Here is a 25,406-nt window from a genome sequence, read left to right on the forward strand (position 1 = left end):
TTTTAATCCTATATTTACTCTTTCAGACATAAAGAATATGGGAGCTATACATAAAATTTCTGAAGATTTTTTTGAGGATTCTTTTTCATTAATTGCTCTACACAGCAGTCTAGAAGATTACGCAATTGGTTATAATCTTAATTTATTTTTAAAATCTAATTTTAGAAGAGCTAAAATAGATTTAGATGTAAATAAGCGCATTTCTTTTCCTTTTTTTGAGTGGGAAGATGTAGACAACCACAACTACTGGACTTTAATTAGCAACCATAGCAAAATAGAAGAACAAGAAGAACAAGGAGGTTTGTTTGGTAGTGAACTATCATACACAACGCACTATCTTATTCCTGAGTATAAGGATGTGGATTACTTTTTAAAAATAGAGCAAGAAGACAAAGAAATTGTAGCTTCAATTTTAAAACAAATTGTAAGCATACCAAAAATTGTTACTGCTTACAGTATAGATGTTGATAACCTAAAATCTAAAAACAACTTAATTTTTTAACAATGCCAACTAACAAAAAAACAAAAATAGTAGCAACCCTAGGGCCTGCTACAAGCAAAAAAGAAGTTTTAAGAGATATGATTAATGCTGGAGTTAATGTCTTCAGAATTAACTTTTCTCACGCAGATTATTCAGATGTTACAGAGCGTGTTAAAATGATACGTGAATTAAGTGAGGAGCTAGGCTCTAACACTTCTATATTAGCAGATTTACAAGGACCTAAACTAAGAGTTGGGGTTATGGCTGGTGAAGTTGTTGTTTCACCTGGTGACAAAATATCTTTTGTTACAGGTAAACCTTTTGAGGGTACTGCAGAAAAGGTATATATGAACTATGCCTCTTTCCCTAAAGATGTTAAACCAGGAGAACTGGTTCTTTTAGATGATGGTAAACTAATGTTTAAAGTAATATCTACCAACAAAAAAGACGAAGTTAAGGCAGAGGTAATACAAGGTGGACCTTTAAAATCTAAAAAAGGGGTAAACCTACCTAACACAAATATATCTTTACCTGCACTTACAGAAAAAGATATTAAAGATGCAATTTTTGCAATTTCGCAAGATGTAGATTGGATTGCTCTTTCTTTTGTTCGTTTTAGTCAAGATTTAATTGATTTACAAGCATTAATTAAAAAACACTCTGAGCATAAAATTCCTATTATAGCAAAAATAGAAAAGCCAGAAGCTGTAGAAAATATAGATAAAATTGTTGCTTATTGTGATGGCTTAATGGTTGCCCGTGGAGATTTAGGTGTAGAAGTACCTGCTCATGAAGTGCCATTAATTCAAAAGCAATTAGTACTAACGGCTAAAAAAGCTCGTATTCCTGTAATTATTGCTACACAAATGATGGAAACAATGATTACGAGCCTAACGCCAACACGTGCAGAGGTTAACGATGTTGCCAACTCTGTTATGGATGGTGCAGATGCTGTAATGCTTTCTGGAGAAACTTCTGTTGGTAATTATCCAGTACAGGTTATAGAAAAAATGTCTAGTATTTTAATGAGTGTAGAAGGTTCAGACTTAATTTCCGTACCTCACAACCCACCACATGTAAAAACTAACAGATACATAACAAAATCGGTTTGTTACCATGCTGCTATAATGGCAAATGAAATTAAAGCAAAAGCTATTTCTACGTTAACCAATAGTGGTTATACTGCTTTTCAGATTTCTGCTTGGAGACCAAGTGCTCACATTTTAGTATTTACTTCTAATAAAAGAATATTAACACAATTAAACCTTTTATGGGGTGTTAAAGCATTTTATTATGACAAGTATGTAACTACAGATGAAACTATAGAAGATGTAAATGCTATTGCTTGCCAAAAAGGATTTTTAGAAGCTGGCGATATGCTTATAAGTCTTGCTGCTATGCCAATAGCAAATAAAGGTATGGTAAATACATTACGTGTTACAGAAATAGAATCATGTAACGTAAAAAAATAGAAAACATTTAAGTTTATTATTTAAAAATCCTGAGTTTTTTAGCTCAGGATTTTTTATTTATACCCAAGCAATACTGTAAGTAAACTTTAATTTAAAAGACTATTATATTACCGTATTAATACCCGTCTTTATGAAATTTAAATATACCGATACTAAAGTAGACTCTGTTTTTGGAATGACAGATGATATAAAAAAAAATCTAACCTACTTTAATACCAACAAAGACACTATAAGTATTTTATGGAACCAAAATAATACGGCTGTTACTTTAGAAATAGACAATACCATTGTTACGCTACAACCCAACCAATTAATTACAACCACATACTTACACCACGTATCTTACAATAAAACAGAAAAACCTTTAACCGCTTTTATGTTTAACAGGCCTTTTTACTGTATTAGAGATCATGACAGTGAGGTATCATGTAATGGTATTTTATTTTTTGGAACACAAGAGTTACCCATAGTAACCATACCTAAAGACCAAGAACGTAAATTTAGCACCTTATACGAGATTTTTATAGATGAGTTTAGCACATCTGACAAAATACAAGGAGATATGCTACAGATGCTCTTAAAAAGGCTTATAATAATATGTACACGTTTAGCAAAAGAACAGTTAACTTTAAAAAAGCTAAATAATGAGCAAATAGATATTGTACGCAAATTTAATGTGTTGGTAGATGAGCATTTTAAAACCAAACGTAAAGTAAGTGACTATGCAGACCTGCTTTTTAAAAGCCCTAAAACACTATCAAACATTTTTGCTTTATACAACCAAAGTTCACCCCAGCAAATAATATTAAGTAGAATTGTACTTGAAGCAAAAAGACTAATAAATTTTACAGACAAACAAAACCAAGAAATTGCCTACGATTTAGGTTTTAATGATCCTGCACACTTTAGTTCATTTTTTAAAAAAATGACCAATTACACTCCTACAAAATACCGCGAGTTACACAAAAACTAAGTCTCGGGAAATTTCTACAAGCCGTCGGGAAATTGCTATTAACAAATAAATTCTAATAGGTCGCATCTTTGCATTGTAATTATAAAACAACGCAATTATGAACTTAATACATACATCTATTTTTAACCTAATAGAAATATTTAGGCTAGGTAAAAAAAGCAAACAACAGACTGTATTAGCTACAGACCATTGTGAAAAAAAATACCATCATGATTTTTATTGTGATGCAGAAAAACCTTTTATCCAAAATTTTCAATAACTAATAATAATAACTGTCGTTTAAAAATGACATCAAACAAAATAATTATGAGCAAATTTAACGTACCAACAAGAGCAGAAGTAAGCGGAAAAAATCAAGCAATTTTTGATTCATTAGAGAAAAAAGTAGGTTTTGTACCAAACCTATATGCAACATATGCATACTCTAACAATGCATTAGAAAACTACCTTAATTTAAGTAGCGCAAAAACATCTTTATCTGCAAAAGAAAAAGAAGCTGTAAACTTAGCCGTTAGCCAAGTAAATAACTGTATTTATTGTTTATCTGCACACACAGCCATAGGTAAAATGAGTGGTTTTACTGATGAAGAAATACTAGAACTTAGAGCTGGCAAAGCTTCTTTTGACTCTAAATTAGATGCATTAGCTGCTTTGGCTAAAAACATTACCGAAAAAAGAGGCGCTACAGACGCTACAGTTGTAGACAACTTTTTAAACGCAGGTTACACTAAAGAAAATTTAATAGATACTATTGTATTAATTGGTGATAAAACCATATCTAACTACATACACAGCACAACAGATGTTCCTGTAGATTTCCCCGTAGCACAAGCTTTATAACAAATAAATTTAAACACAATTACAAACAATAAAAACAAAAACAAGATGAAAAATTTAAAAAACGCAATTGCATTAGTAGCCCTATTAGTAGGTGTAGTATTTACAAGTAACGCTCAAGATAAAATGAGCAAAGTAATTTCTTTAGAGCAAACAAAAGGGGAGTTTACACAAAAAAACCTAACTGTTGCTCCTGGCACCTATATTTTTGAAATTGCTAACAATAACGTTGGTCATGATGTAGGTTTTGTACTTGTAAAAAAAGGACAAGATGTTAGCAAACCAGAAAACCATATTAAAACTGCATACGTTACAAAAGCAGTTGCAAACGGTAAAAAAGAAAAGTCTAACGCTACTGTTTTAGAAAAAGGGGAATACGTTTATTTTTGCCCGTTAAATCCAACAGCAACAGATAACACAATTACAGTAAAATAAAGTTTAATCTTTTTTGTGTGATAAAATCCTTGACTAGCTATTGTAAGCTAATCAAGGATTTTTGTTTTAAATAACCTGTGTTATTTTTATTGTAGTTCCGTTAAAAACAAAACTATCACCTGCACTTTTACCTAGCAGTAATTTACCTATTGGCGTATTGGCAGATATGCAATACACCTTATTATTAGTATTAACATATTCACCAGCAGAAATTGATAAAAAATAATTGTTTTTTTCTGTATACACCAAACTTCCTAAACCAATTGCTGTTGCATTTTTAGTTGCTGTTACCTTAGATAAAAGCTGTTGCATTTTTTCTGCCTCTAATAATTGCGCTCCAAGTTTTTCTCGCTCTAACTGCAACATTGCCCTACCGGTTTCGTGTTTATCGCCAGCACTACTTTTTGTTTCAGAGGTAAGCGATTCTTGCACACCTGCAATGTTCTTTTGTATTCTAGAAATTCTGTTATTTACAAAACTTGCGCAAAATTTTAAAAGTTCTTCTTTGTTTACCATTCTACTAAATCTGCTAATTCTTTACCCACTAAGCTACCTATGGCAATTCCCATTCCGCCTAAACGCACACCACAATACACATTAGGTTCAACTTCCTTTATTATTGGCTTTTTTTGTTTTCCTACACCCATTATACCACTCCATTTTTTGTCAATAGTAAACGCTGTATTTGGCAAAATAGTTCCTTTTAATATGTCTTCAAGTTTTTGTTGCACTATTTTGGTTTGTCCAAACTCTGTAGTTTCTTCTGCTTTAAAGTCTAAATTTCGTCCTCCTCCAAATAAAACTCTATCATCAATATTTCTAAAATAGTAATATCCTTCATCTAAATGAAAAGTGCCCTTAATATGTAAATTGGGTATAGGCGCTGTTACTAAAACTTGTGCTCTTGCTGGCTTAACCTTTTCTTGTAGTAATTCTGCTGCAAAACCATTGGTTGCAACCACTAACTTTTTAGTCTGTAAAGTAAAATTACTTGTTTCTACCGCTACACCATTAATCGTTGTGGTAAATGCTTTTACACTTGTGTTATTTAAAATTAAAATACCTTTTTGATGAGCTTTCGCTAACAAAGACTGCATCATTTTACCAGTGTCTATTTGCGCTTCAAAAATATGTGTTATGTAGTTTTCTTGTATTTTATTAAAGTTGAATTTGTTTTGGGTAGACACAAAGGCATCTCCTTTAAAAACAGGGTTTAACAAGGTGTTTACAGAGTTTAATTTACTTAAACAGTGTTGATATAAATTAGAGTTAGAATCTAAAAACAACTCGTGACCTCCATAATTTTTATATCCAATAGCTTTGTCACCTAAATTAGATCGTAATAAATTTATACCCTCTAATCTTTTCTGCACAAGCGACACAACTTCTTCTTCTGAATGCGCATTTAAATCAGACAAAATCTCTGAAATACTACCAAAACAAGCAAACCCAGCATTTTTAGTGCTGGCTCCTTGCGGTAACATACCCTTTTCTAAAGTTAAAATTTTGGCTTTAGGAAAACGCTCTTTTAAATACAAAGCACAATTTAAGCCTACAATACCACTACCTACAATAGTAAAATCTATTGCAGATAACCACGTTTTATGCTCCCAATAACTAAAATTCATTTTACTAAAATAAGAACTAAAACTAAGTAAGTGTGTGCTAAAATATTATTTAGCTTTTTCTAAGCCAAAAAAGAGTTGAGTTATAATATTTACATCGTCTCTTTTTGCAGATACTTTGCCTTTTAGACCAACAACTCCTGGTTTAACCACATTTGCTTTTATGTCTAAGCTGTTTAAAAGTCCAAATAGCAAATTGGATTTAGGAAAGCTTATATCGTTATTTAACTTAGAGAAATCTGCTGTAATATCTAAAAAGTTAGTGCTTTTAAAAATCTCTGTTTTAGGATTATTTTTAGTAGTGGCAAACAAGCTTGTTTTTGGTGTTGATGATACGTAAAAATTATAAATAGGTAATGCTGTAAATACACTTTGCTCCACAGCTCCTTGCGCCTGTAAATACGCTTGTAAACCATTTTTATTTACACCAAAATTTATATACATTTTTGGAGCTTCTTTTTCTTGCACGGTTTTCTTCTCTACCTTATTAAAATTCTCATCATAATCATAGGTAATAATAGTGTTTTGCTGTTTGGTTTTACCACTTACTGCCAAGCTAAAAAAGCCATTACTATATTTTGCAATACTATCTATCTGCAAATTACTTTTTTGTAAAAAAGAGCTATTTTTAAAGGTTGATATAAAATCTTTCTTGTGATTTTCATCTGTAAAATTATAATCTAAATACATTTGCAGAGATGCGCCTGGAATACTATTTACAATAATTTCTTTAGAAAAAACTGAAGATTTATCAACTTCTAATTGTCCGGATGCCATTAGTTTTCCGTCTTCAAAATTTAAACCAATAGCACTTTCTCCCTTAACGTATACTATGTGCTCTTTGGCACTTTTTAATTTCTGAATTAAGCTATTATTTTTATTTATAATCAAATTTTCATCTACCAAAACATCTGTAAAAACAGCAGAAATTTTTGTAATGTTTATTTTTTCTGGCGTAGCTGCAATTACTAGGTTTTTAGAGTTCCAAGCTATACAAACTTTAGATTTCTCTAAAACCGAGTATTGGTAACCATTTGTTTTTTGTATTACACTATTTTTATTTTGTACATAAACTTTAATGTATGCATTAAAATCTGTAAAATTATTTATTGGAAATGTAGTAAAAATAGTGTTTTTAACATCTTTAAAAGTATATAATACTGCCGCATAAGGACTAAAGTTTATACCTTTATTTAAAGTTGAATCTTTTTCATTTTTACTGCCAGAAAATGATATGTTATCATAATAAAACTTAGGTGAAGATAGCGCATCTAAAACCAATGTTTCTTTTATACTATGTAAATCTATTTTAACAACAGCATCTGCATTTTTAGGTATAACTCCTAATAAAGAAGAGGTCTTGTTTATAAACTTATAGCCCCAATAAACTATACCTAAAAGTATAATTATTGGGACTACTATTTTTACTGTTTTTTTTAAATGCATATTGCTTAAAACTTAATCTATAAATGCATCTATAAAATTAATAAAGTATGCTAAGCCATTTTTATGACCTTCTTCTGGAGTATTTAAAATAACTTTAGTGGTAGATGTATTCCCCTTTAATTTACCTGTAGTAATTAAAAGATCTTCTGTATTACTGGTTAAAAAGTTAATTTTTCTTTTAAACTCTCTAGGTAACTCATTAACTGGTATTTGAGAAATTATATTTTTACCATTAACATAAGCTGCAGAAGTATTTTTACTAATATTTTTCTTGTGTTCACCACTTACACTACCTTTAAAACTACCATTTCTAATGGCTAACAACTGGTCTTTAGACGTTGCAAAAAACAACACTCCTTTAGCGTGCATTGCATATACATTTACAGGTACACTTCTTGGTGTGTTAAACTTATAAATACCGTTATCTACCGTCATTTCGTTTTCTTTAACAGCAATATTCATAAGCTTGTTAAAAATACTTTCTCCGTTAGACGTAGCCATAAAAATAAAATCTGGTACCGTTTCTTCTTTAGTTTTTTCTATTGGAATTCTATTGTAGTTTTCATCATAATCATATGTTGTATATGTTACTTGCTTTTTAGCAATATCATTAACAACAAATAACATATCTCCTCTAACCAATTCACCAACAGCCTCTTCATCTAAAAATACAGATAATAAGTCTGCTCCAAGTGGTATTACAGTTGCCATTTCATTATTTGTAGAGTTAGCAAACATAGACTTCATAAGTTTTGGATACTCTGTAAGCAAACCTTCTGTACTTGCATTAACAGACATATAACCCAACATTTTATCTTGGTTAAAATATTTATAAAAATCTTTATTCATTTTACCATTGTACATAGCTTTAGCGTGTTTTGCCATAGCATTACTCATAGTATAATCTATGTTTAAAACAGCACTAGTGTTGGTAAAATCTAAGGTAGAAGACACAGAAGAGTTTCTATACAATTCTTCTACATTATACATACCAAAAGCATTACTAAAACCTTGAGTAACTACTAACTCTTGGTAAAGATTCATAAAATCTCCAGCCCAAGCGTGCGCCTCAAATTTTTGAGTTCCCAAACTTGCTGTATAACTTTTATTACTTAAAATGTTATTAGACTTATGGTTTCCGTTAATAAAATCTTTTACCTTTTGTAAATTACGTAACCTTGCTTTTTGATTTTTTGCTATCCTTTTTGCTTCTCTTTCTTGTCGTTCTCTTTTGTAACGCTCTTCTCTTTTTTTATAGTAATCATCATTAGAGTATGTCGCTTCTTCAGTAGATTCAATTACTGTTTCTTCTACATCTTCTATTTCTACCTCAACAACTTCCTCTACATATTCAATTTCTTCTACCTCAGTTTCTTCTACTTCTGAAACTTCAATTTCAACCTCTTCAATAGCCTCTTCAACATCTGCCTCATTATTATAACTGTAGTAGCTATAATCTGTATCATTATTAATATCCTCAGATACTACTATAAGAATCATTTTATTATTCCAAGCAACTGTACTACCGTCATAGTTACTCTGAAAATAGGTGATATCGCCATCAGTTTTTATTTTCTCTGTACTACTGTTATTTTGCCTCATTAAATTCTCAAAAGCATTTTTGGAACGCAATGGAATAGCAAAATAATTTGTAAATACTCCTTTCTCTGCTTGTAAAAAATAATATAGGTTAGCATTATAATCTATACCTAAATCGTTTAGGCTTGTTAAATCTCCATTAGATTCTCTGGTTAACTCTTTAACCATTTCCTGTCCTATTTTAGAGTTTTCAAACTCTTTAACAGAAAATAAGTCTGTAATATTGCTTCCTTTTATAGTAACTACTGCTGCCGAATTTGCAGGTATATTTTGTATTAAATCTTGAGCTTGCATTGTATATGCAGCACAACAAATGGTTAGGCTTAATAATAGTTTTTTCATTCTGTTTTAATTGTTGATTAATTGTATGGTATTTTCTAAGGTTTGTTTGCCGGTTATTAAAGACAATGCAGGTACACGCATAAATACTGCCTTCTTGTTTGGAGCTATTTTAGCACCTGAATTAGACACACTTTTTACAGATGAATTAAACCTATAAATTGTTGTGTAACTGGCATCATTAAAAATTTTTTTGTCTTCTGACTTAAGTGAGTTGAATTTTCTTTTTATACTATCATCATATTTAAAATGTCTTTTAAATTGATGATTCATATTGTTATATGAAAAATTAGTTGTGCTAAAACTGGTTTTTTCTCTTCTATTTTGGTTGTTAATCATTTCTTTAAAAATTGAATTAACATTTGCTACAGATTTAAAATCACATGCTATAGAAAATATATAATTATCATAATCTACACTTTTTTCTATGTTAGATATACCTTCTGTTTTTTTTAAGTGATCTACTGCATTTTTAATTGCCAAATCTATATCTGCCTTAGAAGGAACTTTATATCCGTTTACACTATCTAGGAGCATTACAGAAGCTAATTTAGATTTACTTTTACTTAGGTTTGCAGTTACCGTTATACGCCCGCTACCGTCTTTATTAAAGCTTATTTCTTCTAAAATTTCAAAACAACTTGTACAAAGCAATAGTGAAGTAAACAACAGCGTATAGGTGAAAAATTTTTTAAACATATAAATTGACATAAATTATAATAGTAAACTGTTATTTAATGTTAAAATTGTAATTAACACTATTTAATTAGTTAGACTACGGTAACGTTTATATGTTACGCTAAAGAAGAAATTATATGAGACCAGTTTAATTTTTTAGCATAATCTAAAGCTGTTAAACCGTTATTTGTTGTGGCGTTTTTATCTGCCCCCAACTCTAACAATATATTTACAGTAGTTTTGTTACCCGCAATTGCTTGCCTATGTAAAACCGTATAACCAGCTTCATCCTTGGTTGTAAGCTCTTCTGGATTTTCTTTAAAAAATTCTAAAAACTTATCTGCTGTGTTTACACACATTGGATGCTCTACAAGATTTTCAGGGTTTTCTGCTTGGCCATTAACCAACATAATTTTATTAAAATCGCCAAAATCTAAACCCCAAGCGTTATCATGTTGTTTTCTTTTTTCATCGCTCATACCAGACCTTAAGGTATGTATTGTAAAGCCACCATATGTTTTACCTAATGTTGCAAACATCCAATCGCTTATTTTAGATCTACTGCAACTAACAGTATCACCTTCTGTCACATTTGTTAATTGCATTGGGTTGTTAGCTAAAACGCCAGTTATATTTTCTCCGTCAAAACTTATATTGCGCACCCACATATGCTCTATAGTTGGCTCACTTTCTCCTTTAAAAGTTTGTTCAAAAGGAAACTTTACAATGGCCAAGTCTAGGCCAGGTATAACTCTCCTGTACTCCCAGTACATTTCTCTCCAAAAATACTTAAATGTTTCTTGTGCTTTTTTAAAGGCTAATGACATTTCATCATCTTGTTTTGCAAAAAATATATTATTATCTGAATTACTCATAAGTACTTTTAATTTTTGTGTAAAGTTATATGCAGCAAAGATATAGGCATTACACAATAGCAAATACCCTGTAAACCGTGAAAAGGGATGAGCTAGTTATCACCAAAAAAAAGCTCCGATAAAATATCGGAGCTTTTTAATTTATTCATCGTCTTTGCTAGGTTCCATAACAAAATCTTCCATAAAGGCCGTGGTATAATTACCCGCCAAATAATCTGGATGATCCATTAATTGCCTATGAAAAGGAATTGTAGTTTTTACACCTTCAATTACAAATTCATCTAAAGCACGTTTCATTTTATTAATAGCCTCTTCTCTGGTTTGTGCTGTTGTAATTAGCTTAGCTACCATAGAATCATAATAAGGAGGAATAGTATAACCGCTGTATACGTTTGTATCTAAACGCACACCGTGTCCGCCTGGTGTATGTAATGTAGTAATTTTTCCTGGAGAAGGTCTAAAATCATTTCTAGGATCCTCTGCATTAATTCTACATTCTATAGAGTGCAATTTAGGGTAGTAGTTTTTACCAGAAATTGGCACACCACCAGCTACTAAAATTTGCTCACGTATTAAATCGTAATCTACTACTTGTTCTGTTATAGGATGCTCTACCTGTATTCTGGTATTCATCTCCATAAAGTAAAAGTTACGGTGTTTATCTACTAGAAACTCAATTGTACCAGCACCTTCATACTTAATGTATTCTGCTGCCTTAACAGCTGCTGCTCCCATATCATCACGCAGTTTATCGGTCATGAAAGGAGAAGGTGTTTCCTCTGTTAATTTTTGGTGACGTCTTTGTATAGAACAATCTCTTTCTGATAAGTGACACGCTTTACCATATTGGTCACCTACAACTTGTATTTCTATATGTCTAGGTTCTTCAATAAGTTTTTCCATATACATAGCACCGTTTCCAAAAGCAGCTGTAGCTTCTTGTACGGCACTCTCGTAAAGAGCTTCCATTTTATCTTCAGACCAAACAGCACGCATACCTTTACCACCACCACCAGCAGTTGCTTTAATCATAACAGGATATCCCATTTTTTTAGCAACTTTTTTAGCTTCAGCAACATCTTTAAGTAAACCGTCTGAGCCAGGTATTGTAGGTACACCAGCTTTTTTCATAGTTTCCCTAGCACTAGCTTTATCACCCATACGGTCTATATGCTCGCCAGAAGCACCTATAAACTTAATGTCATGTTCTGCACATATTTTAGAAAACTTAGAGTTTTCTGATAAAAACCCATAACCAGGGTGTATAGCATCTGCATTAGTAATTTCTGCTGCTGCTATAATATTTGGTATTTTTAAATAAGACTCGCTACTAGGAGCAGGACCAATACATACGGCCTCATCTGCAAACCTAACATGCAAACTCTCTTCATCTGCCTTAGAGTAAACCGCAACCGTTTTAATTCCCATTTCTTTACAGGTCCTAATTATACGCAGCGCAATTTCTCCCCTATTTGCAATAAGTATTTTTTTAAACATCTTATGAAATTTTAAATTTTAATTCTAAATTCTAAAAAACTAAAAGTATTTAGTGTCTAAAATTTCTTATGATGGATCTACTAAAAATAAAGGTTGGTCAAATTCTACTGGAGAAGAATCATCTACCAATACTTTTACTATTTTACCTGAAACCTCAGATTCTATATCGTTAAAAAGTTTCATTGCCTCTATTACACAAAGTACATCGCCTTGTCCAATAGTATCACCAACCTCTACAAAAACTGGTTTGTCTGGAGATGGTTTTCTATAAAAAGTACCAATAATTGGCGACTTAATTGTTATGTATTTATCTTCTTTACTAGCTTCTGGCGCAGGTGCGGCCTCTGTTGCAGCAGCTGGTGCAGGTGCAGCGGCAGCTGGTGCCATTGGCGCTTGCCCCATAGGTATTTGCTGTAAAATAGTAGTCTCTCCACCAGAGTTTAAAGCTCCTGTTCTAATGGTAATTTTAATGTCTTCCATCTCTAATTTAACTTCGCTAGCTCCAGATTTTGCTACGAACTTAATTAAACTCTGAATTTCTTTAATATCCATAAAAATTAGATTTTGTTTAGTTGTAAGTTTTTATTTTTAGTTTAAGAGTTATAGGCCCATTTTAAGAAAATAGAACCCCAAGTAAAGCCACCACCAAAAGCGGCAAATACTAAATTGTCTCCTTTTTTAAGTTGATTTTCGTAATCTGCTAATAAAAGTGGTAGTGTAGCAGAAGTTGTGTTTCCGTATTTCTGAATGTTCATCATTACTTTAGATGGCCCTACACCCATTCTACTAGCTGTAGCATCTATAATACGTTTATTGGCTTGGTGTGGTACCAACCAGTCTACATCTTTTTCTTCTAAATTATTGCGTTCCATAATTTTAGCAGATACCTCTGCCATATTAGAAACTGCGTATTTAAATACGGTTTTACCGTCCTGAAAAACGTAATGTTGTTTATTTTTAACTGTTTCTTCAGATGCTGGCAAAATAGATCCACCTGCATCAATTTTTAAAAAGTTTCGGCCAATACCATCAGACCTTAAGTATTCGTCCTGAAAACCTAAACCTTCTTCATTTGGCTCAAAAAGTGCAGCACCTGCACCATCACCAAAAATTATACACGTTGTTCTGTCTGTATAATCTAATATAGATGACATTTTATCTGCACCTATTAACAATACTTTTTTATACCTGCCAGACTCTACATAACTACTAGCCGTAGACATACCGTATAAAAAACTAGAGCACGCTGCTTCTAAATCAAAAGCAAAAGCATTAGTTGCACCAATTTCTGAAGCTACATATGCAGCAGTTGCCGCTACTTGTAAATCTGGTGTTGCTGTACCAACTATAATTAAATCAATTTCTGTTGGTTTAATACCTCTTTTTTGCAGTAAATCTTCAGCTGCTTTAATTGCCATAAAAGAAGTTCCTCTACCTTCTTCTTTTAAAATTCGCCTTTCTTTGATACCTGTTCTGGTGGTAATCCACTCATCATTTGTATCTACCATTGTTTCCAACTCTTTGTTAGTTAAAACATAGTCAGGAACATACTTACCCACTGCAGTTATTGCCGCTGATATCTTACCCATATATAAGTTTGATTTTTTAATCAAAAATTTTAAAAAAGTCTAAAAATCATGGAAAATTAGTCAATTTTTACGACTTTTTACCAAAACTGACTTTTTTTTGACGAAAATTGATGAAAAATAAAAAAACCCTCACTTTTACGGTGAGAGTTTTAAATATTGTACAAAAGTAGAATTAAGCTACTGCCTCTTCTGCTTTGTCAATTAAAATTTGTCCACGGTAGTATAATTTACCTTCGTGCCAGTGAGCTCTGTGATACAAGTGCATTTCTCCTGTTGTTGCATCTTTTGCAATTGTAGGAGCTACCGCTTTATAGTGCGTTCTTCTCTTGTCTCTTCTGGTTTTTGAAATTTTTCTCTTTGGATGTGCCATTATGAAACTTTATTTATCCGTTATTAACTTTTTTAATGCGTCCCATCTGGGATCAATATCTTCTTTATTTTCCTTCTCTTCTTTTGGTTGTAGCTCTTGTAGCTTATCTACGGCTTTAGATCTTAAAGTACCATCCAAAACTCCTGGATGAACTCTTTTAGATGGAACGGCCAATACCAGCATTTCGTATAAATATTGCGAAATATTAACCTGATGCTCTCCGTGAGGAATTATCAGTATTTCTTCATTCTCATCATTATACTCTTCGCCAAACTTAACTACTAACTCTAATGTAGAGTTTATAGCTTGGTCATAAGCTTCACTAGATACATCACAGAAAACATTAACTGTTCCTTCTGCTTTCATCTCTAGCTCTAACATTGTACTCATTTTATTTAATTGTACCTCTATATGTATATTGGCATCATTAAACTCATTGTACTCAAAAGATTCAAAGAACTTATTGTCTATATTATACTCAAAACTGTGCTTTCCCTGCTTTAATCCAGAAAAAGGAATGGAATACTCCTTTAGCTTCATCATAACAACACTATATTTTAAAGTACCAGCCTCGTTAAAGGCGGGTGCAAAGATATTATTATTTTAATAAAACCCAACTAAAAAATTGTAAATATATTATTACTTAATAGTTTAGGTATTGTTTTGCCCTATTTTAGGGCTTAATTTTGTTTAAATCTAGAAAAAATATCTTACTCTTTTCTCTTTAAACGTTGTTTTTTTAACGGATTTTGAGTTAGCTCTGCATATTCTTGCCTGTTTTTAAAGATTTTTAACGCTGTAAATACAGCTTCTTTAAAAGAACTATGGTCTGCTTTACCTTTACCTGCTATTTCATAAGCTGTGCCATGATCTGGTGATGTACGTACCTTATGTAAACCTGCAGTATAATTTACTCCTTTACCAAATGATAATGTTTTAAAAGGTATTAAGCCCTGATCATGGTATGCCGCAAGTATTGCATCAAAATTACTATAAGCATCAGACCCAAAAAAGCTATCTGCAGAATAGGGACCAAAAACCATTTTACCTTGGTTTTTTAACTCGGTTACTGTTGGCTTTAATACCTCATCATCCTCTTTACCAATTACACCATTATCTCCACTATGCGGATTTATACCTAATAATGCAATTTTAGGTTTTTGTATGGCAAAATCTGCTTTTAAAGAACGTTCTATAGTTGCTACTTTTTCTTTTATTAACTTAAGTGTAATTGCTTTTGCTACATCTTTAACAGCAATATGGTCTGTTAATAAACCTACTTTTAATGTATTTGTTACCATAAACATTAAGCTATTGCCACCTAATTCTTTTGCTAAGTAATCTGTATGTCCTGGAAAATTAAATTCATCAGACTGAATATTATTTTTATTAATAGGAGCCGTAACTAATACATCTATTTTATCTTCTTTTAAAGCTTTTGTTGCCGCCTGTAAAGATTTTAGAGCATATTTACCACTTTCTTCTGTAGGTATACCAAATTGTGTTTTTGGTATTTCTTTCCATACATTAACTACATTAATTTTGTTATCTACAGCTTTGTCTGCATCAGGCACACCATTATAATTAATATTTAAGTTTAGTTCTTTTTTTTGAAAAGAAATGGTTTTGTTTGATGCAAAAATAACAGGAGTACAAAAATCTAACATTCGGTTGTCTTCAAAAGTCTTTAAAACAACTTCACAGCCAATTCCGTTTAAATCGCCTATAGAAATTCCTACCTTAATTTTTTTATCTTCTTGCATAATTCAACTGTATAATGTCTAAATTTACACCGCAAAACTACTTAATTAAAACGATATGTTTACTGGCATTATAGAAACTTTAGGGAAAGTAACCGCATTACGTAGAGAGGATACTAACCTACACATTACTATACAATCTACTTTAACACCAGAACTTAAAATAGACCAAAGTGTTGCTCACAATGGAGTTTGCCTTACTGTAATTGCTATAGAAAATGACACTTATACAGTTACTGCTATAGATGAGACTTTGCAAAAAACAAGTATTGGAGCTTTAAAATTAAATTCTACCGTAAACTTAGAGCGTGCTATGATATTGGGCACAAGATTAGACGGACACATTGTGCAGGGCCACGTAGACCAAACTGCTATTTGTACTGCTATTGAAGAGCAAGATGGCAGCTGGATTTTTAATTTTGAATACGATGATAAATACAATAACGTAACTATTGAAAAAGGTTCTATTACAATAGACGGAACTAGCTTAACCGTTTTTAACTCTGGTAAAAACACATTTAGCGTAGCCATAATCCCTTATACTTTTGAAAACACTGTTTTTAACACCTACAAGGTAGGTACTGTTGTAAACCTGGAGTTTGATGTTATTGGAAAATACGTTGCTAAGCTAATAGCAAAATAAATTTTATAGGTGTAGGCTATTATTAAAAAGTAGCCTACATCTACAATTGTAATTTATAAAATATTCTTCTTCATTTTACTCCATGTTTTTATTAGGAGCAAACCAGCTAATATAGCAACACCTGTAAATAGCATTCCTTTTGTTGTTTCTCCATAAATCCAATATCCTGTAGCAAACATACATGCGTATATAAGTACACAACCTAATACCATAGCTCCTATGCCAGAAGGAACACTCCATTTTTCATTTGGGTTTAGAATATTTATATTATCTGCTTTAGCGTTATCTACCACTTTTTTCCAACCTGGGCCTCCTGGCTGTATTTTTATATAAAAACTATTTAAGACTTTTTTAGACTCTGGTTTAGTCATAAACGTTGCTGCTACCCAAATTATGGTTGTTACTAACATCACAAATGGTATTTGAAACCAATCTGGAAAAACTCCTTTATCAACTTCAAAAAGATAATTGCCAAGTGGCGTAACTTTTAGTAAGATAGATAAGACTCCAGATGCAAACATAGCCGAAATCTCTGTCCAAGCATTAATACGCCACCAAAACCAACGTAAAATAAAAATTAATCCGGTACCAGCTCCAAACAGTAATAACATATCAAAAACCTCCATTGCATTTTGCATTAACAATGCTAAGCAAGCACTTAAAATCATTAACACAACAGTAGATAATCTACCCACCGCTACCAATTGTTTTTCTGATGCATTTGGATTTACTTGCTGTTTGTAAAAATCATACACTATATATGATGAACCCCAATTAAGCTGGGTAGAAATTGTACTCATATAAGCAGCTATTAAAGATGCTAAAACCAAACCTAATAATCCGCTTGGCAACTTTGTTAACATTGCCGGGTACGCTAAATCATGTCCCAATTTATCTGCACCTATATTAGGAAAAGCTTGTGCAATACTTGCTATATCTGGGTAAACAACTATAGATGCTAAAGCCACTAAAATCCAAGGCCAAGGGCGCAAAGCGTAGTGCATAATATTAAAAAAGAAAGTAGCTCCTATTGCATGGTTTTCATCTTTTGCGGCTAACATACGTTGTGCAATATAACCGCCACCTCCGGGTTCTGCTCCTGGATACCAAGAACTCCACCATTGTACAGCTAAAGGAATAACTAATAAGGTAATTACAGCATTTGTATTGCTAAAATCTGGCAAAATAGACAATTTCCCTTTCACACCTTCATGAGCTAATAGGTTTGTTACTCCGCCTACTTCTGGTAAATTAACCAAATAGTAAGCAGCGCCTATAGCGCCACCCATTGCTACAAAAAACAATAAAAAATCTGTATAAACAACACCTTTAAAACCACCTAAAGCACTAAAAGTAACAGTTATTAAACCTGCACTTACAACGGTTTGCCAAGGCTCTAGCCCAAGCATAATGCCTCCTATTTTAATTGCCGCCAATGTAACTGCAGACATTGTAATTACATTAAAAATAACACCTAAATATATTGCTCTAAATTTCCTTAAAAAGCTGGCTGGTTTTCCGCCATAACGCAACTCATAAAACTCTAAATCTGTACTAACATTAGATTTACGCCAAAGCTTTGCATATACAAAAACAGTTAACATACCTGTTATTAAAAAAGCCCACCATACCCAATTACCAGATACACCATCTTTCCGTACAATATCTGTAACTAAATTTGGGGTGTCTGTAGAAAATGTAGTTGCCACCATAGACAAACCTAATAACCACCAAGGCATAGTTCTGCCAGATAAAAAATATTCTGATGAGCTTTTTCCAGACTTTTTAGAAACCACAACTCCAATTCCTAAAACAATTGTAAAAAACCCTATTATAAGGCTATAATCTAACGCACTTAATTCCATTTTTTAGTAGTTGGTTAATTAGTAAAGATATTATTTTTTGCAATACTTTTGTTTTTTTTAGCTAAACGCCAATTATGAGTTTATTACTAGTTACCCATATTTCTACAACCACTTGGATATTGGCTTTTGCTGCTGCATTTGTTATGGGTATTTCTAAGTCTGGCTTAAAAGGGATATCTATAATAGTAGTTACCTTAATGGCATTAGCTTTTGGCTCTAAAGCATCTACAGGGTTACTTGTGCCTTTATTGGTTGTTGGAGATATTTTTGCTGTGGTTTATTATAGTAAATATACCCAATGGAAATATATTATAAAGTTTTTACCTTGGATGGTTTGTGGTATATTAATAGGCGTACTTATTGGTAAAGACTTACCAGAGGCCTCCTTTAAGTACTGTATGGGTGGTATTATATTAATTACCGTTGTGATGATGCTTTGGTGGGATCAAAAAAAATCTAAAAATGTACCAACACATTGGGCATTTGCTGGCTCTATGGGCTTGCTTGCTGGTATTACTACTATGATTGGTAATTTGGCTGGTTCTTTTTCTAACATTTACTTTTTAGCAATGCGTTTACCTAAAAATCAATTTATAGGTACTGCAGCTTGGTTGTTTTTAATAACTAATGTATTTAAACTTCCGTTTCATATTTTTGTTTGGAATACGATTACCAAAGAATCTCTAATTTTAAATCTAAAACTATTACCTGCAATTTTTATTGGCTTTACAGTTGGCACCTTTTTAGTAAAGTACATTAAAGATAAATTTTTTAGGAAAATGATACTAATTCTTACAGCTATAGGTGCTTTGCTAATCTTGCTTAGATAATAATTGCTTTTTTGGGTAATAGTATTATATTCATAAAGAATTAATGATGTTTTCTATATCCCCTATGAAAAATTTAACCTCGCTTATTTTACTTTTCTTTATTAGTTGTTACGTTATTGTTGGACAAAATCTTTTTCCACCTATACACAATTATAAAATATTTGATTACAATGCTGCTAGTAAAAATTGGGGATTAGCCACTAATAAAGATGGCGAGTTATTTTCTGCCAATAATGCTGGTTTATTGCATTTTAACGGCGAGGAATGGAAACTTAACGCCTTACCTAGTAAAACCACCATACGATCTGTTGCTGCTATAGAAGACAAAGTTTACACAGGATCTTATGAAGAATTTGGATTTTGGAAAAAAGATAACCTAGGGGTTTTACAATACACATCATTAACGCATCTTATAAAAAACCACGTATTTACTAGTGAAGAGTTTTGGCAAATTATACCTTATAACAATGCAATTGTTTTTAGATCATTTTCTAAAGTATATGTGTACAAAAACAATAAAATAACGGTAGTTAAAGCAGATATTATTGTTAACAATATTGCAAAACACAACAACCAAATTATTGTTGCAGGTGGTGATGATGGTTTGTTTTATTTAGAAGGAGACACCTTAGAACCCCTTGTCTTAAAAAACAACATTTCTTTTGTAAATAAAACTGTTGTAGATATGGTTTCTACTAAAGAAGGTTTGTTAATTGGCACCAAATTAAACGGTTGTTACTTAATTAAAAATAATGAAATTAATGTTTGGAGTAGCACTATTAACGACACATTAAAGCAACATCAGCTTAATAAAATTATGGTATTAAATAAGCACAGCATTGCTTTTGGCACTATAAAAAACGGACTCTTTTTATACAACAATAACACAAAAACCTATAAAAGCATTAACCGTGAAGTAGGGTTACAAAACAACACCATTTTAGCTATGGTTGCTTTTAAAAATCAGCTTTGGTTAGGGTTAGACAATGGTATAGACCACATTCAACTAGACCACCCTATTACGTATTACACAGATTTTACTGGTGTTTTAGGTACTGTTTATGACATTGCTTTGTACAACAATAAAGTATACTTAGGCTCTAATACTGGTTTGTATTATGTAGATAATGATGTGCTACATTTTGTAAAAGGCACTCAGGGGCACGTTTGGGATATTGCAGTTGTAAACAATGAGCTCTTTTGTGGCCATAATACAGGTACATTTAAGTTAAATAAAGATGGCTTGGTTAAGGTATCTAATATTTCTGGAGGCTATCAAATAGAGAAAATACCTGAGGACAAATCATCCTTTTTACAGGGTACTTATACCGGAATAGCAAAATACAGTAAAGATGATATTAACCAATGGACTGTAGAACGATTAAAAGGCTTTAATTTACCAGTAAAAAAATTGTGTTTTGAAGACTCTAACACACTTTGGGTTGCTCATCCATATAAAGGTTTTTACAAACTAAAATTAAATAACACCTATGACTCTGTAATTAGCTCTAAAGAATATAACGGAAAAAATGCTCCTAATAAATACAATGTAAAACTCTACAATATTAAAAACCAAATTGTTTTTTACAGTCAGGGAGAGTGGTTTAAATACGATCCTATTTTAGACAAAATTGTAACGCTAGAGGAGTTTAGCTCATTTAAAAATAATGAGTTGTTGTATTACAATGATGATCATTTTTGGTTTATAGACAATGAAAACAGTAAAAAAATTACTTATACCAATTTTAAGGAAGACAATATTATTATTGAAAACCAAAGCTTAAAAAAACGTATAATTCCTGAGGCAGAAAATATTATTAAAGTAAACGACTCTACATTTTATTTTACCCTTGTAGATGGTTACAGTCAAATAAACTTTAACAAGTTAAACAATCAGTTAAAAGATAATAACAGGCTACCAACTCCTAAATTAGTGAGTTTTAATGGTAAACAAAATAGTTACCCAATACATACAAAAAACATAACATTGCCTTTTAAAGATGCTAGTAATATTAGTATTAAAATTGCTTCCTCTGGTGTTATGCACCCCAAATATTACTATAGTCTAGATGGTAAAGATGCACAGTTTGCCCAATTAGATAATGGCTTTATATCATTTCAAAATTTAAGTTACGGTAGTTACACTTTAGAGGTTTATGGTGTAGGTATTGACAATAAAAAATCTGAACCAAATGTTATTAATTTTACAATAAAAGCACCTTGGTATTTATCTGGCCCGGCACTGTTAATTTACCTTTTACTTATAATAGCTGCAATACTTCTTATTAGAAAATATAACAAACACAAACTAAACCTAAAACACAACAAACTTAAAGAACGTATGCAAAAGGAGCAAGATGAAAAAATTGCACTTTTAGAGAAAGAAAAACTAGCAAAAGAAGTAAAACTTAAACAAAAAGAATTAGCAAATACCACACTAAATATTGCCAAAAAGAATGAAATTATATTAGACCTAAAAAACTTATTAACTCAAAATAAAGACAAATTTCCAAATCAACAACGTTATAAATCTTTTATGAAAAGATTAAATAACTCTGTAAACAATAAAGAAGATTGGAAACGTTTTGAAATGAATTTTAAAGAACTACATAGTGACTTTTTTGAGAATCTTTTAAAAGAATACCCAAAGCTTACCCCTAAAGATTTAAAACTGTGTGCTTACCTTAAAATGAACCTTTCTACCAAAGAAATTGCACCATTAATGGCCATTACTGTTAGGGGCGTAGAAATACATCGTTACCGTTTGCGTAAAAAATTAAATATAGATAGTTCAGAGAACATATCTAACTTCTTAATAACCTTTAAATAAAGGTTTTTCTTTCAAAAACAGCTTAACAATTACATAACATAGAGTACATCATTACTACATCAAACTGTTAAAAGTGCACAAATAAAAAGGATGTAATACTACTGCAAACCATATTATTGGCGGTGTGTAGCGTAATTTTAGTATTGATGTAGTTTTTATGTAGTTATTAAAACCTTAGCAAATACGCTCTTTTATTAATTTAGTAAAAATCTAACTCAATTTTTAATGTATTATGAAAATACTCAATCAAATATTATTAATCTGCTTTATTCTGTTTGGGATGGCTGCCTACGCCCAAGAGAATATAACAGTTAAAGGACAAGTAGTAGACAATAATGGCACTCCTTTATTAGGTGCTAGCATTGTTGTAAAAGGTACTACAACAGGAACGCAAACAGATTTTGATGGTAACTACCAATTAAACAGCGTTCCAAACAATGCAACTTTAGTTATTAGTTATATTGGTTTTATTACTTCAGAAATTGCTGTAAATAATTCCAATACAATTAATGTAACGTTAGAAGAAGATGCAGAGTCTTTAGATGAAGTTGTTGTAATTGGCTACGGTGAAATGAAGTCTAAGGATTTAACCTCATCTATAACCACTGTTAAAGCCGAAGAACTTGCTGCTGTACCAACAGGCTCTGCAATGCAGGCCATGCAAGGTAAGGTTGCAGGTATGCAAGTAGTAAGTAGTGGTTCTCCTGGGCAAGGACCAACTATTAGAGTAAGGGGTATAGGGTCTTACAACACAGGTGCATCTGCTCCTTTGTATGTTGTAGACGGTATGTTTTTTGACAATATAGATTTTTTAAATACAGCAGACATAACATCCATTTCTGTTTTAAAAGATGCTTCTGCATCTGCAATTTATGGTGTTAGAGCTGCAAATGGTGTTGTTTTAATAGAAACAAAATCTGGAGCATTTAATAAAAAAGCAGAAATTACATATGATGGCTACACTGGTTTTCAAGTGGCACAAAATGTTCTAAAAGTTGCTAACGCAGAACAATTTACAACCTTAGCGTTAGAATCTGGTTCTGCACCAGATGCAGACTATATTCTAAATGCTATGCAGCGTTACGGCCGTAGTAGAGTTAACCCAAATATACCTAATGTTAACACAGATTGGTATGATGAAATTATAAGACCTGCCTTAATACAAAACCATAGTATTGGTGTAACTGGTGGTAGTGAAGATGTTAGTTATTCTGTAGGGGCTAATTACTTTGGACAGCAAGGTATATTAGACACTAAAAATGAATATGAGCGTTTTAACTTAAGAAGTAAAATAGAGTTTAATGCAAACGACTGGTTAAAAGTTGGTGCTAACACGGTAATTAGTAACGCTACTAGGTATGATGGCGACAACTCTGCTTGGCGTGCTGCTTATTTTGCTGTACCTATTTTACCTGTATATGATGAGGCTTTAGCTAACAATCCAGATGTTTTCCCTACAAACTACGCTAATGCTCAAGACTTAGGCTACAGAGGTGGCCAAAACCCTTTTCCCCTTTTAGATTTTAATGAAAATAGAACAAAAATTAGAAATGTACTTGCTAATTTTTATGCAGAAATAGACGTTATACCTACTAAACTTAAGTTTAAAACTGCATACAATCACAACTACCAAACTTTTGAAAACAGAACCGTTAATTTACCTTACTACATTGGAGATAGTTTTCAGAGACCAGATGCCTCTTTAACAAAAAGTAACACTACAATATCTAATCAAATCTGGGATAACACTTTAACTTATAAAGAATCTTTTGGTAATCATGATGTAACTGTTTTAGCTGGTACTTCGTTTAGAGACGAGTCTTATCAGTTTTTAACAGCAACCGGATTAAACTTTCCGTTGTCTGGTGAAGAAGCTTATTATTTAGACCAAGCACAAACTATTGTAGAAAATAGTGTTGGTGATGGTGGGGCAAGAGAATATGGATTCTCTTATTTTAGTAGAGTATCTTATAATTATGATGGTAAATACCTGCTTTACGGAACCTTTAGAGCAGACGGAACTAACAAATACCAAGAAAAATGGGGGTACTTCCCTACTGTTGGTGCTGGTTGGGTAGTGTCTGAAGAACCTTTTATGCAAAACAATGGTGTTTTTGATTTTCTTAAACTACGTGGTAGTTGGGGTAAATTAGGTAATGATAATGTTGCTGGCAGTAACGGCTCTATTACTTCTTCTGTAGTTACAACTGCGTTAGGAGACACTATGTTTAGCGGTTTAAACACAGGTAGTGATTTTACTTCTTTAAAATGGGAAGTTACAGAGGAAACTAACATTGGTATAAATGCTAGTTTTTTAGCCAACAATTTATCTTTAGAGGCAGATTATTATGTTAGAGATACAAAAGACGCCGTTATCCCTGTACAAAGACCATTAATACCTGGTTCTACCAGACAAAACGTAGGGGAAATTAGAAACTCTGGTTTTGAGATGTCTTTAAACTGGAGTAAAAAAGTATCAGATGATTTTATTTATAACATTGGTGGTAACTTTGCTACACTTAAAAATGAAGTATTAAGTTTAGATGGCCAACAATACATAGATGCTGGCTCAGCCGAATTTCGTCAGCGTTCTATAGTTGGTGAACCTCTTTACGCCTTTTATGGTCGCGAGGTTGTTGGCATTTACCAAAACGAAGCAGAAATACTTGCAGATCCAGTTGCTGTAGCTAATAACTTAGTTCCTGGAGATTTTAAATACAAAGAAAACGGTGGAGATCCTACTACTATTGATGATGATGACCGCGTAGTTTTAGGGTCTTACTTACCAACATACTCATACGGATTTAACTTTGGGTTTAACTACAAAAATTTTGACTTTACGGCTACTGCTTCTGGTCAAGGTGGCAACAAAATACTTAACCGTAAAAGATTAGAAGTAATTTTTACTAGTGATACTAACTGGGACAGAGACTTTGCTGTTAACCGTTGGCACGGTGAGGGTACTACAAACTCATACCCATCTGCAGCAGCAGTACGCAAAGGATGGAACCAAAAATTAAACGATTACTACGTAGAAGATGGTGACTACTTTAGAATTCAGAACATAACACTTGGGTACACAATTAATAAAAACGGAGAATTAAAAGGTATTCCTAAAACCCGTATTTACCTAACAGCAGAAAAACCATTAACCATATTTGGCTATAACGGGTTTAACCCAGAGGTTGCTAATGGTGTAGATAACCAAACATATCCTATCCCTGCAGTTTATACAATGGGAGTTAACATTAAAATATAAGAC

Annotated in this window: 23 protein-coding genes; 10 read left to right on the top strand and 13 right to left on the bottom strand. The window is 32.2% G+C overall.

Translation table 11 applies throughout. The features are described from left to right. The first annotated feature begins 37 nt into the window (after positions 1-37). From PBN93_RS06135 to PBN93_RS06160, 6 genes are all read left to right on the top strand, one after another. Positions 38-502 (top strand): IPExxxVDY family protein, encoded by a 465-nt coding sequence (locus PBN93_RS06135; RefSeq protein ID WP_013620830.1) that lies wholly within the window; start codon positions 38-40, stop codon positions 500-502. Between the two features lie 2 nt (positions 503-504). Beyond that, positions 505-1,953, top strand: a complete 1,449-nt coding sequence (gene pyk / locus PBN93_RS06140; protein WP_077404218.1) for a pyruvate kinase — start codon at positions 505-507, stop codon at positions 1,951-1,953. A 130-nt stretch (positions 1,954-2,083) separates the two neighbouring features. Further along, the gene (locus PBN93_RS06145; protein WP_077404221.1) at positions 2,084-2,926 is read left to right on the top strand and encodes a helix-turn-helix domain-containing protein; all 843 of its coding nucleotides are present in this window, start codon (positions 2,084-2,086) and stop codon (positions 2,924-2,926) included. A 97-nt stretch (positions 2,927-3,023) separates the two neighbouring features. Further along, complete coding sequence (locus PBN93_RS06150) at positions 3,024-3,185, top strand: hypothetical protein (protein WP_171974504.1); 162 nt, start codon at positions 3,024-3,026, stop codon at positions 3,183-3,185. Between the two features lie 47 nt (positions 3,186-3,232). Continuing rightward, positions 3,233-3,766 (top strand): carboxymuconolactone decarboxylase family protein, encoded by a 534-nt coding sequence (locus tag PBN93_RS06155; RefSeq protein ID WP_271081680.1) that lies wholly within the window; start codon positions 3,233-3,235, stop codon positions 3,764-3,766. Between the two features lie 45 nt (positions 3,767-3,811). After that, positions 3,812-4,198 carry a plastocyanin/azurin family copper-binding protein gene (locus PBN93_RS06160; RefSeq protein WP_077404227.1) on the top strand — a complete coding sequence of 129 codons (387 nt, stop codon included), beginning with the start codon at positions 3,812-3,814 and terminating at the stop codon, positions 4,196-4,198. Positions 4,199-4,264: 66 nt separating this feature from the next. On the opposite strand, the gene PBN93_RS06165 is transcribed toward PBN93_RS06160, so the two are convergent. From PBN93_RS06165 to pdxA, 12 genes are all read right to left on the bottom strand, one after another. Beyond that, a complete protein-coding gene (locus PBN93_RS06165) occupies positions 4,265-4,714 on the bottom strand; it encodes a 3-oxoacyl-ACP synthase (protein WP_271081681.1) in 450 nt (149 codons plus the stop codon). Next, positions 4,708-5,826 (bottom strand): NAD(P)/FAD-dependent oxidoreductase, encoded by a 1,119-nt coding sequence (locus PBN93_RS06170; protein WP_271081682.1) that lies wholly within the window; start codon positions 5,824-5,826, stop codon positions 4,708-4,710. Before PBN93_RS06170 ends, PBN93_RS06165 begins: the two co-directional genes overlap by 7 nt. Before the next feature lie 45 nt (positions 5,827-5,871). Beyond that, the gene (locus PBN93_RS06175; RefSeq protein ID WP_271081683.1) at positions 5,872-7,269 is read right to left on the bottom strand and encodes a hypothetical protein; all 1,398 of its coding nucleotides are present in this window, start codon (positions 7,267-7,269) and stop codon (positions 5,872-5,874) included. Positions 7,270-7,281: 12 nt separating this feature from the next. Next, the gene (locus tag PBN93_RS06180; protein WP_077404239.1) at positions 7,282-9,210 is read right to left on the bottom strand and encodes a hypothetical protein; all 1,929 of its coding nucleotides are present in this window, start codon (positions 9,208-9,210) and stop codon (positions 7,282-7,284) included. Positions 9,211-9,216: 6 nt separating this feature from the next. Next, positions 9,217-9,876, bottom strand: coding sequence for a hypothetical protein (locus PBN93_RS06185; protein ID WP_271081684.1), 660 nt, complete (start codon positions 9,874-9,876; stop codon positions 9,217-9,219). Positions 9,877-10,001: 125 nt separating this feature from the next. Further along, positions 10,002-10,760, bottom strand: a complete 759-nt coding sequence (locus tag PBN93_RS06190) for a DUF2314 domain-containing protein (protein ID WP_077404242.1) — start codon at positions 10,758-10,760, stop codon at positions 10,002-10,004. 141 nt (positions 10,761-10,901) lie between these two features. Continuing rightward, positions 10,902-12,257: an acetyl-CoA carboxylase biotin carboxylase subunit gene (gene accC, locus PBN93_RS06195; protein WP_077404245.1), complete on the bottom strand. Its 1,356-nt coding sequence runs from the start codon at positions 12,255-12,257 to the stop codon at positions 10,902-10,904. Between the two features lie 66 nt (positions 12,258-12,323). Further along, complete coding sequence (gene accB / locus PBN93_RS06200; protein ID WP_271081685.1) at positions 12,324-12,809, bottom strand: acetyl-CoA carboxylase biotin carboxyl carrier protein; 486 nt, start codon at positions 12,807-12,809, stop codon at positions 12,324-12,326. 41 nt (positions 12,810-12,850) lie between these two features. Next, on the bottom strand, positions 12,851-13,846 hold the full coding sequence (locus PBN93_RS06205) for a beta-ketoacyl-ACP synthase III (protein ID WP_271081686.1): 996 nt from the start codon (positions 13,844-13,846) through the stop codon (positions 12,851-12,853). Between the two features lie 172 nt (positions 13,847-14,018). Next, on the bottom strand, positions 14,019-14,216 hold the full coding sequence (gene rpmF / locus PBN93_RS06210; RefSeq protein WP_013620844.1) for a 50S ribosomal protein L32: 198 nt from the start codon (positions 14,214-14,216) through the stop codon (positions 14,019-14,021). A gap of 9 nt (positions 14,217-14,225) precedes the next feature. Beyond that, on the bottom strand, positions 14,226-14,759 hold the full coding sequence (locus PBN93_RS06215; protein ID WP_077404254.1) for a YceD family protein: 534 nt from the start codon (positions 14,757-14,759) through the stop codon (positions 14,226-14,228). Positions 14,760-14,926: 167 nt separating this feature from the next. Beyond that, on the bottom strand, positions 14,927-15,979 hold the full coding sequence (gene pdxA / locus PBN93_RS06220; protein ID WP_271081687.1) for a 4-hydroxythreonine-4-phosphate dehydrogenase PdxA: 1,053 nt from the start codon (positions 15,977-15,979) through the stop codon (positions 14,927-14,929). A gap of 55 nt (positions 15,980-16,034) precedes the next feature. Here pdxA and PBN93_RS06225 point away from each other — a divergent pair, with 55 nt between their 5' ends. Continuing rightward, positions 16,035-16,619, top strand: a complete 585-nt coding sequence (locus tag PBN93_RS06225) for a riboflavin synthase (protein ID WP_077404259.1) — start codon at positions 16,035-16,037, stop codon at positions 16,617-16,619. 53 nt (positions 16,620-16,672) lie between these two features. On the opposite strand, the gene PBN93_RS06230 is transcribed toward PBN93_RS06225, so the two are convergent. Beyond that, complete coding sequence (locus PBN93_RS06230) at positions 16,673-18,484, bottom strand: sodium:solute symporter family protein (protein WP_271081688.1); 1,812 nt, start codon at positions 18,482-18,484, stop codon at positions 16,673-16,675. A gap of 74 nt (positions 18,485-18,558) precedes the next feature. Here PBN93_RS06230 and PBN93_RS06235 point away from each other — a divergent pair, with 74 nt between their 5' ends. From PBN93_RS06235 to PBN93_RS06245, 3 genes are all read left to right on the top strand, one after another. Then, complete coding sequence (locus PBN93_RS06235; RefSeq protein ID WP_271081689.1) at positions 18,559-19,314, top strand: sulfite exporter TauE/SafE family protein; 756 nt, start codon at positions 18,559-18,561, stop codon at positions 19,312-19,314. A gap of 64 nt (positions 19,315-19,378) precedes the next feature. Continuing rightward, positions 19,379-22,144, top strand: a complete 2,766-nt coding sequence (locus PBN93_RS06240; RefSeq protein WP_271081690.1) for a helix-turn-helix and ligand-binding sensor domain-containing protein — start codon at positions 19,379-19,381, stop codon at positions 22,142-22,144. A gap of 232 nt (positions 22,145-22,376) precedes the next feature. Further along, positions 22,377-25,403, top strand: a complete 3,027-nt coding sequence (locus tag PBN93_RS06245; protein ID WP_271081691.1) for a SusC/RagA family TonB-linked outer membrane protein — start codon at positions 22,377-22,379, stop codon at positions 25,401-25,403. Positions 25,404-25,406 lie beyond the last annotated feature (3 nt).

Origin of the sequence: Cellulophaga omnivescoria, assembly GCF_027915275.1 — a bacterium.
Taxonomy (GTDB): domain Bacteria; phylum Bacteroidota; class Bacteroidia; order Flavobacteriales; family Flavobacteriaceae; genus Cellulophaga; species Cellulophaga omnivescoria.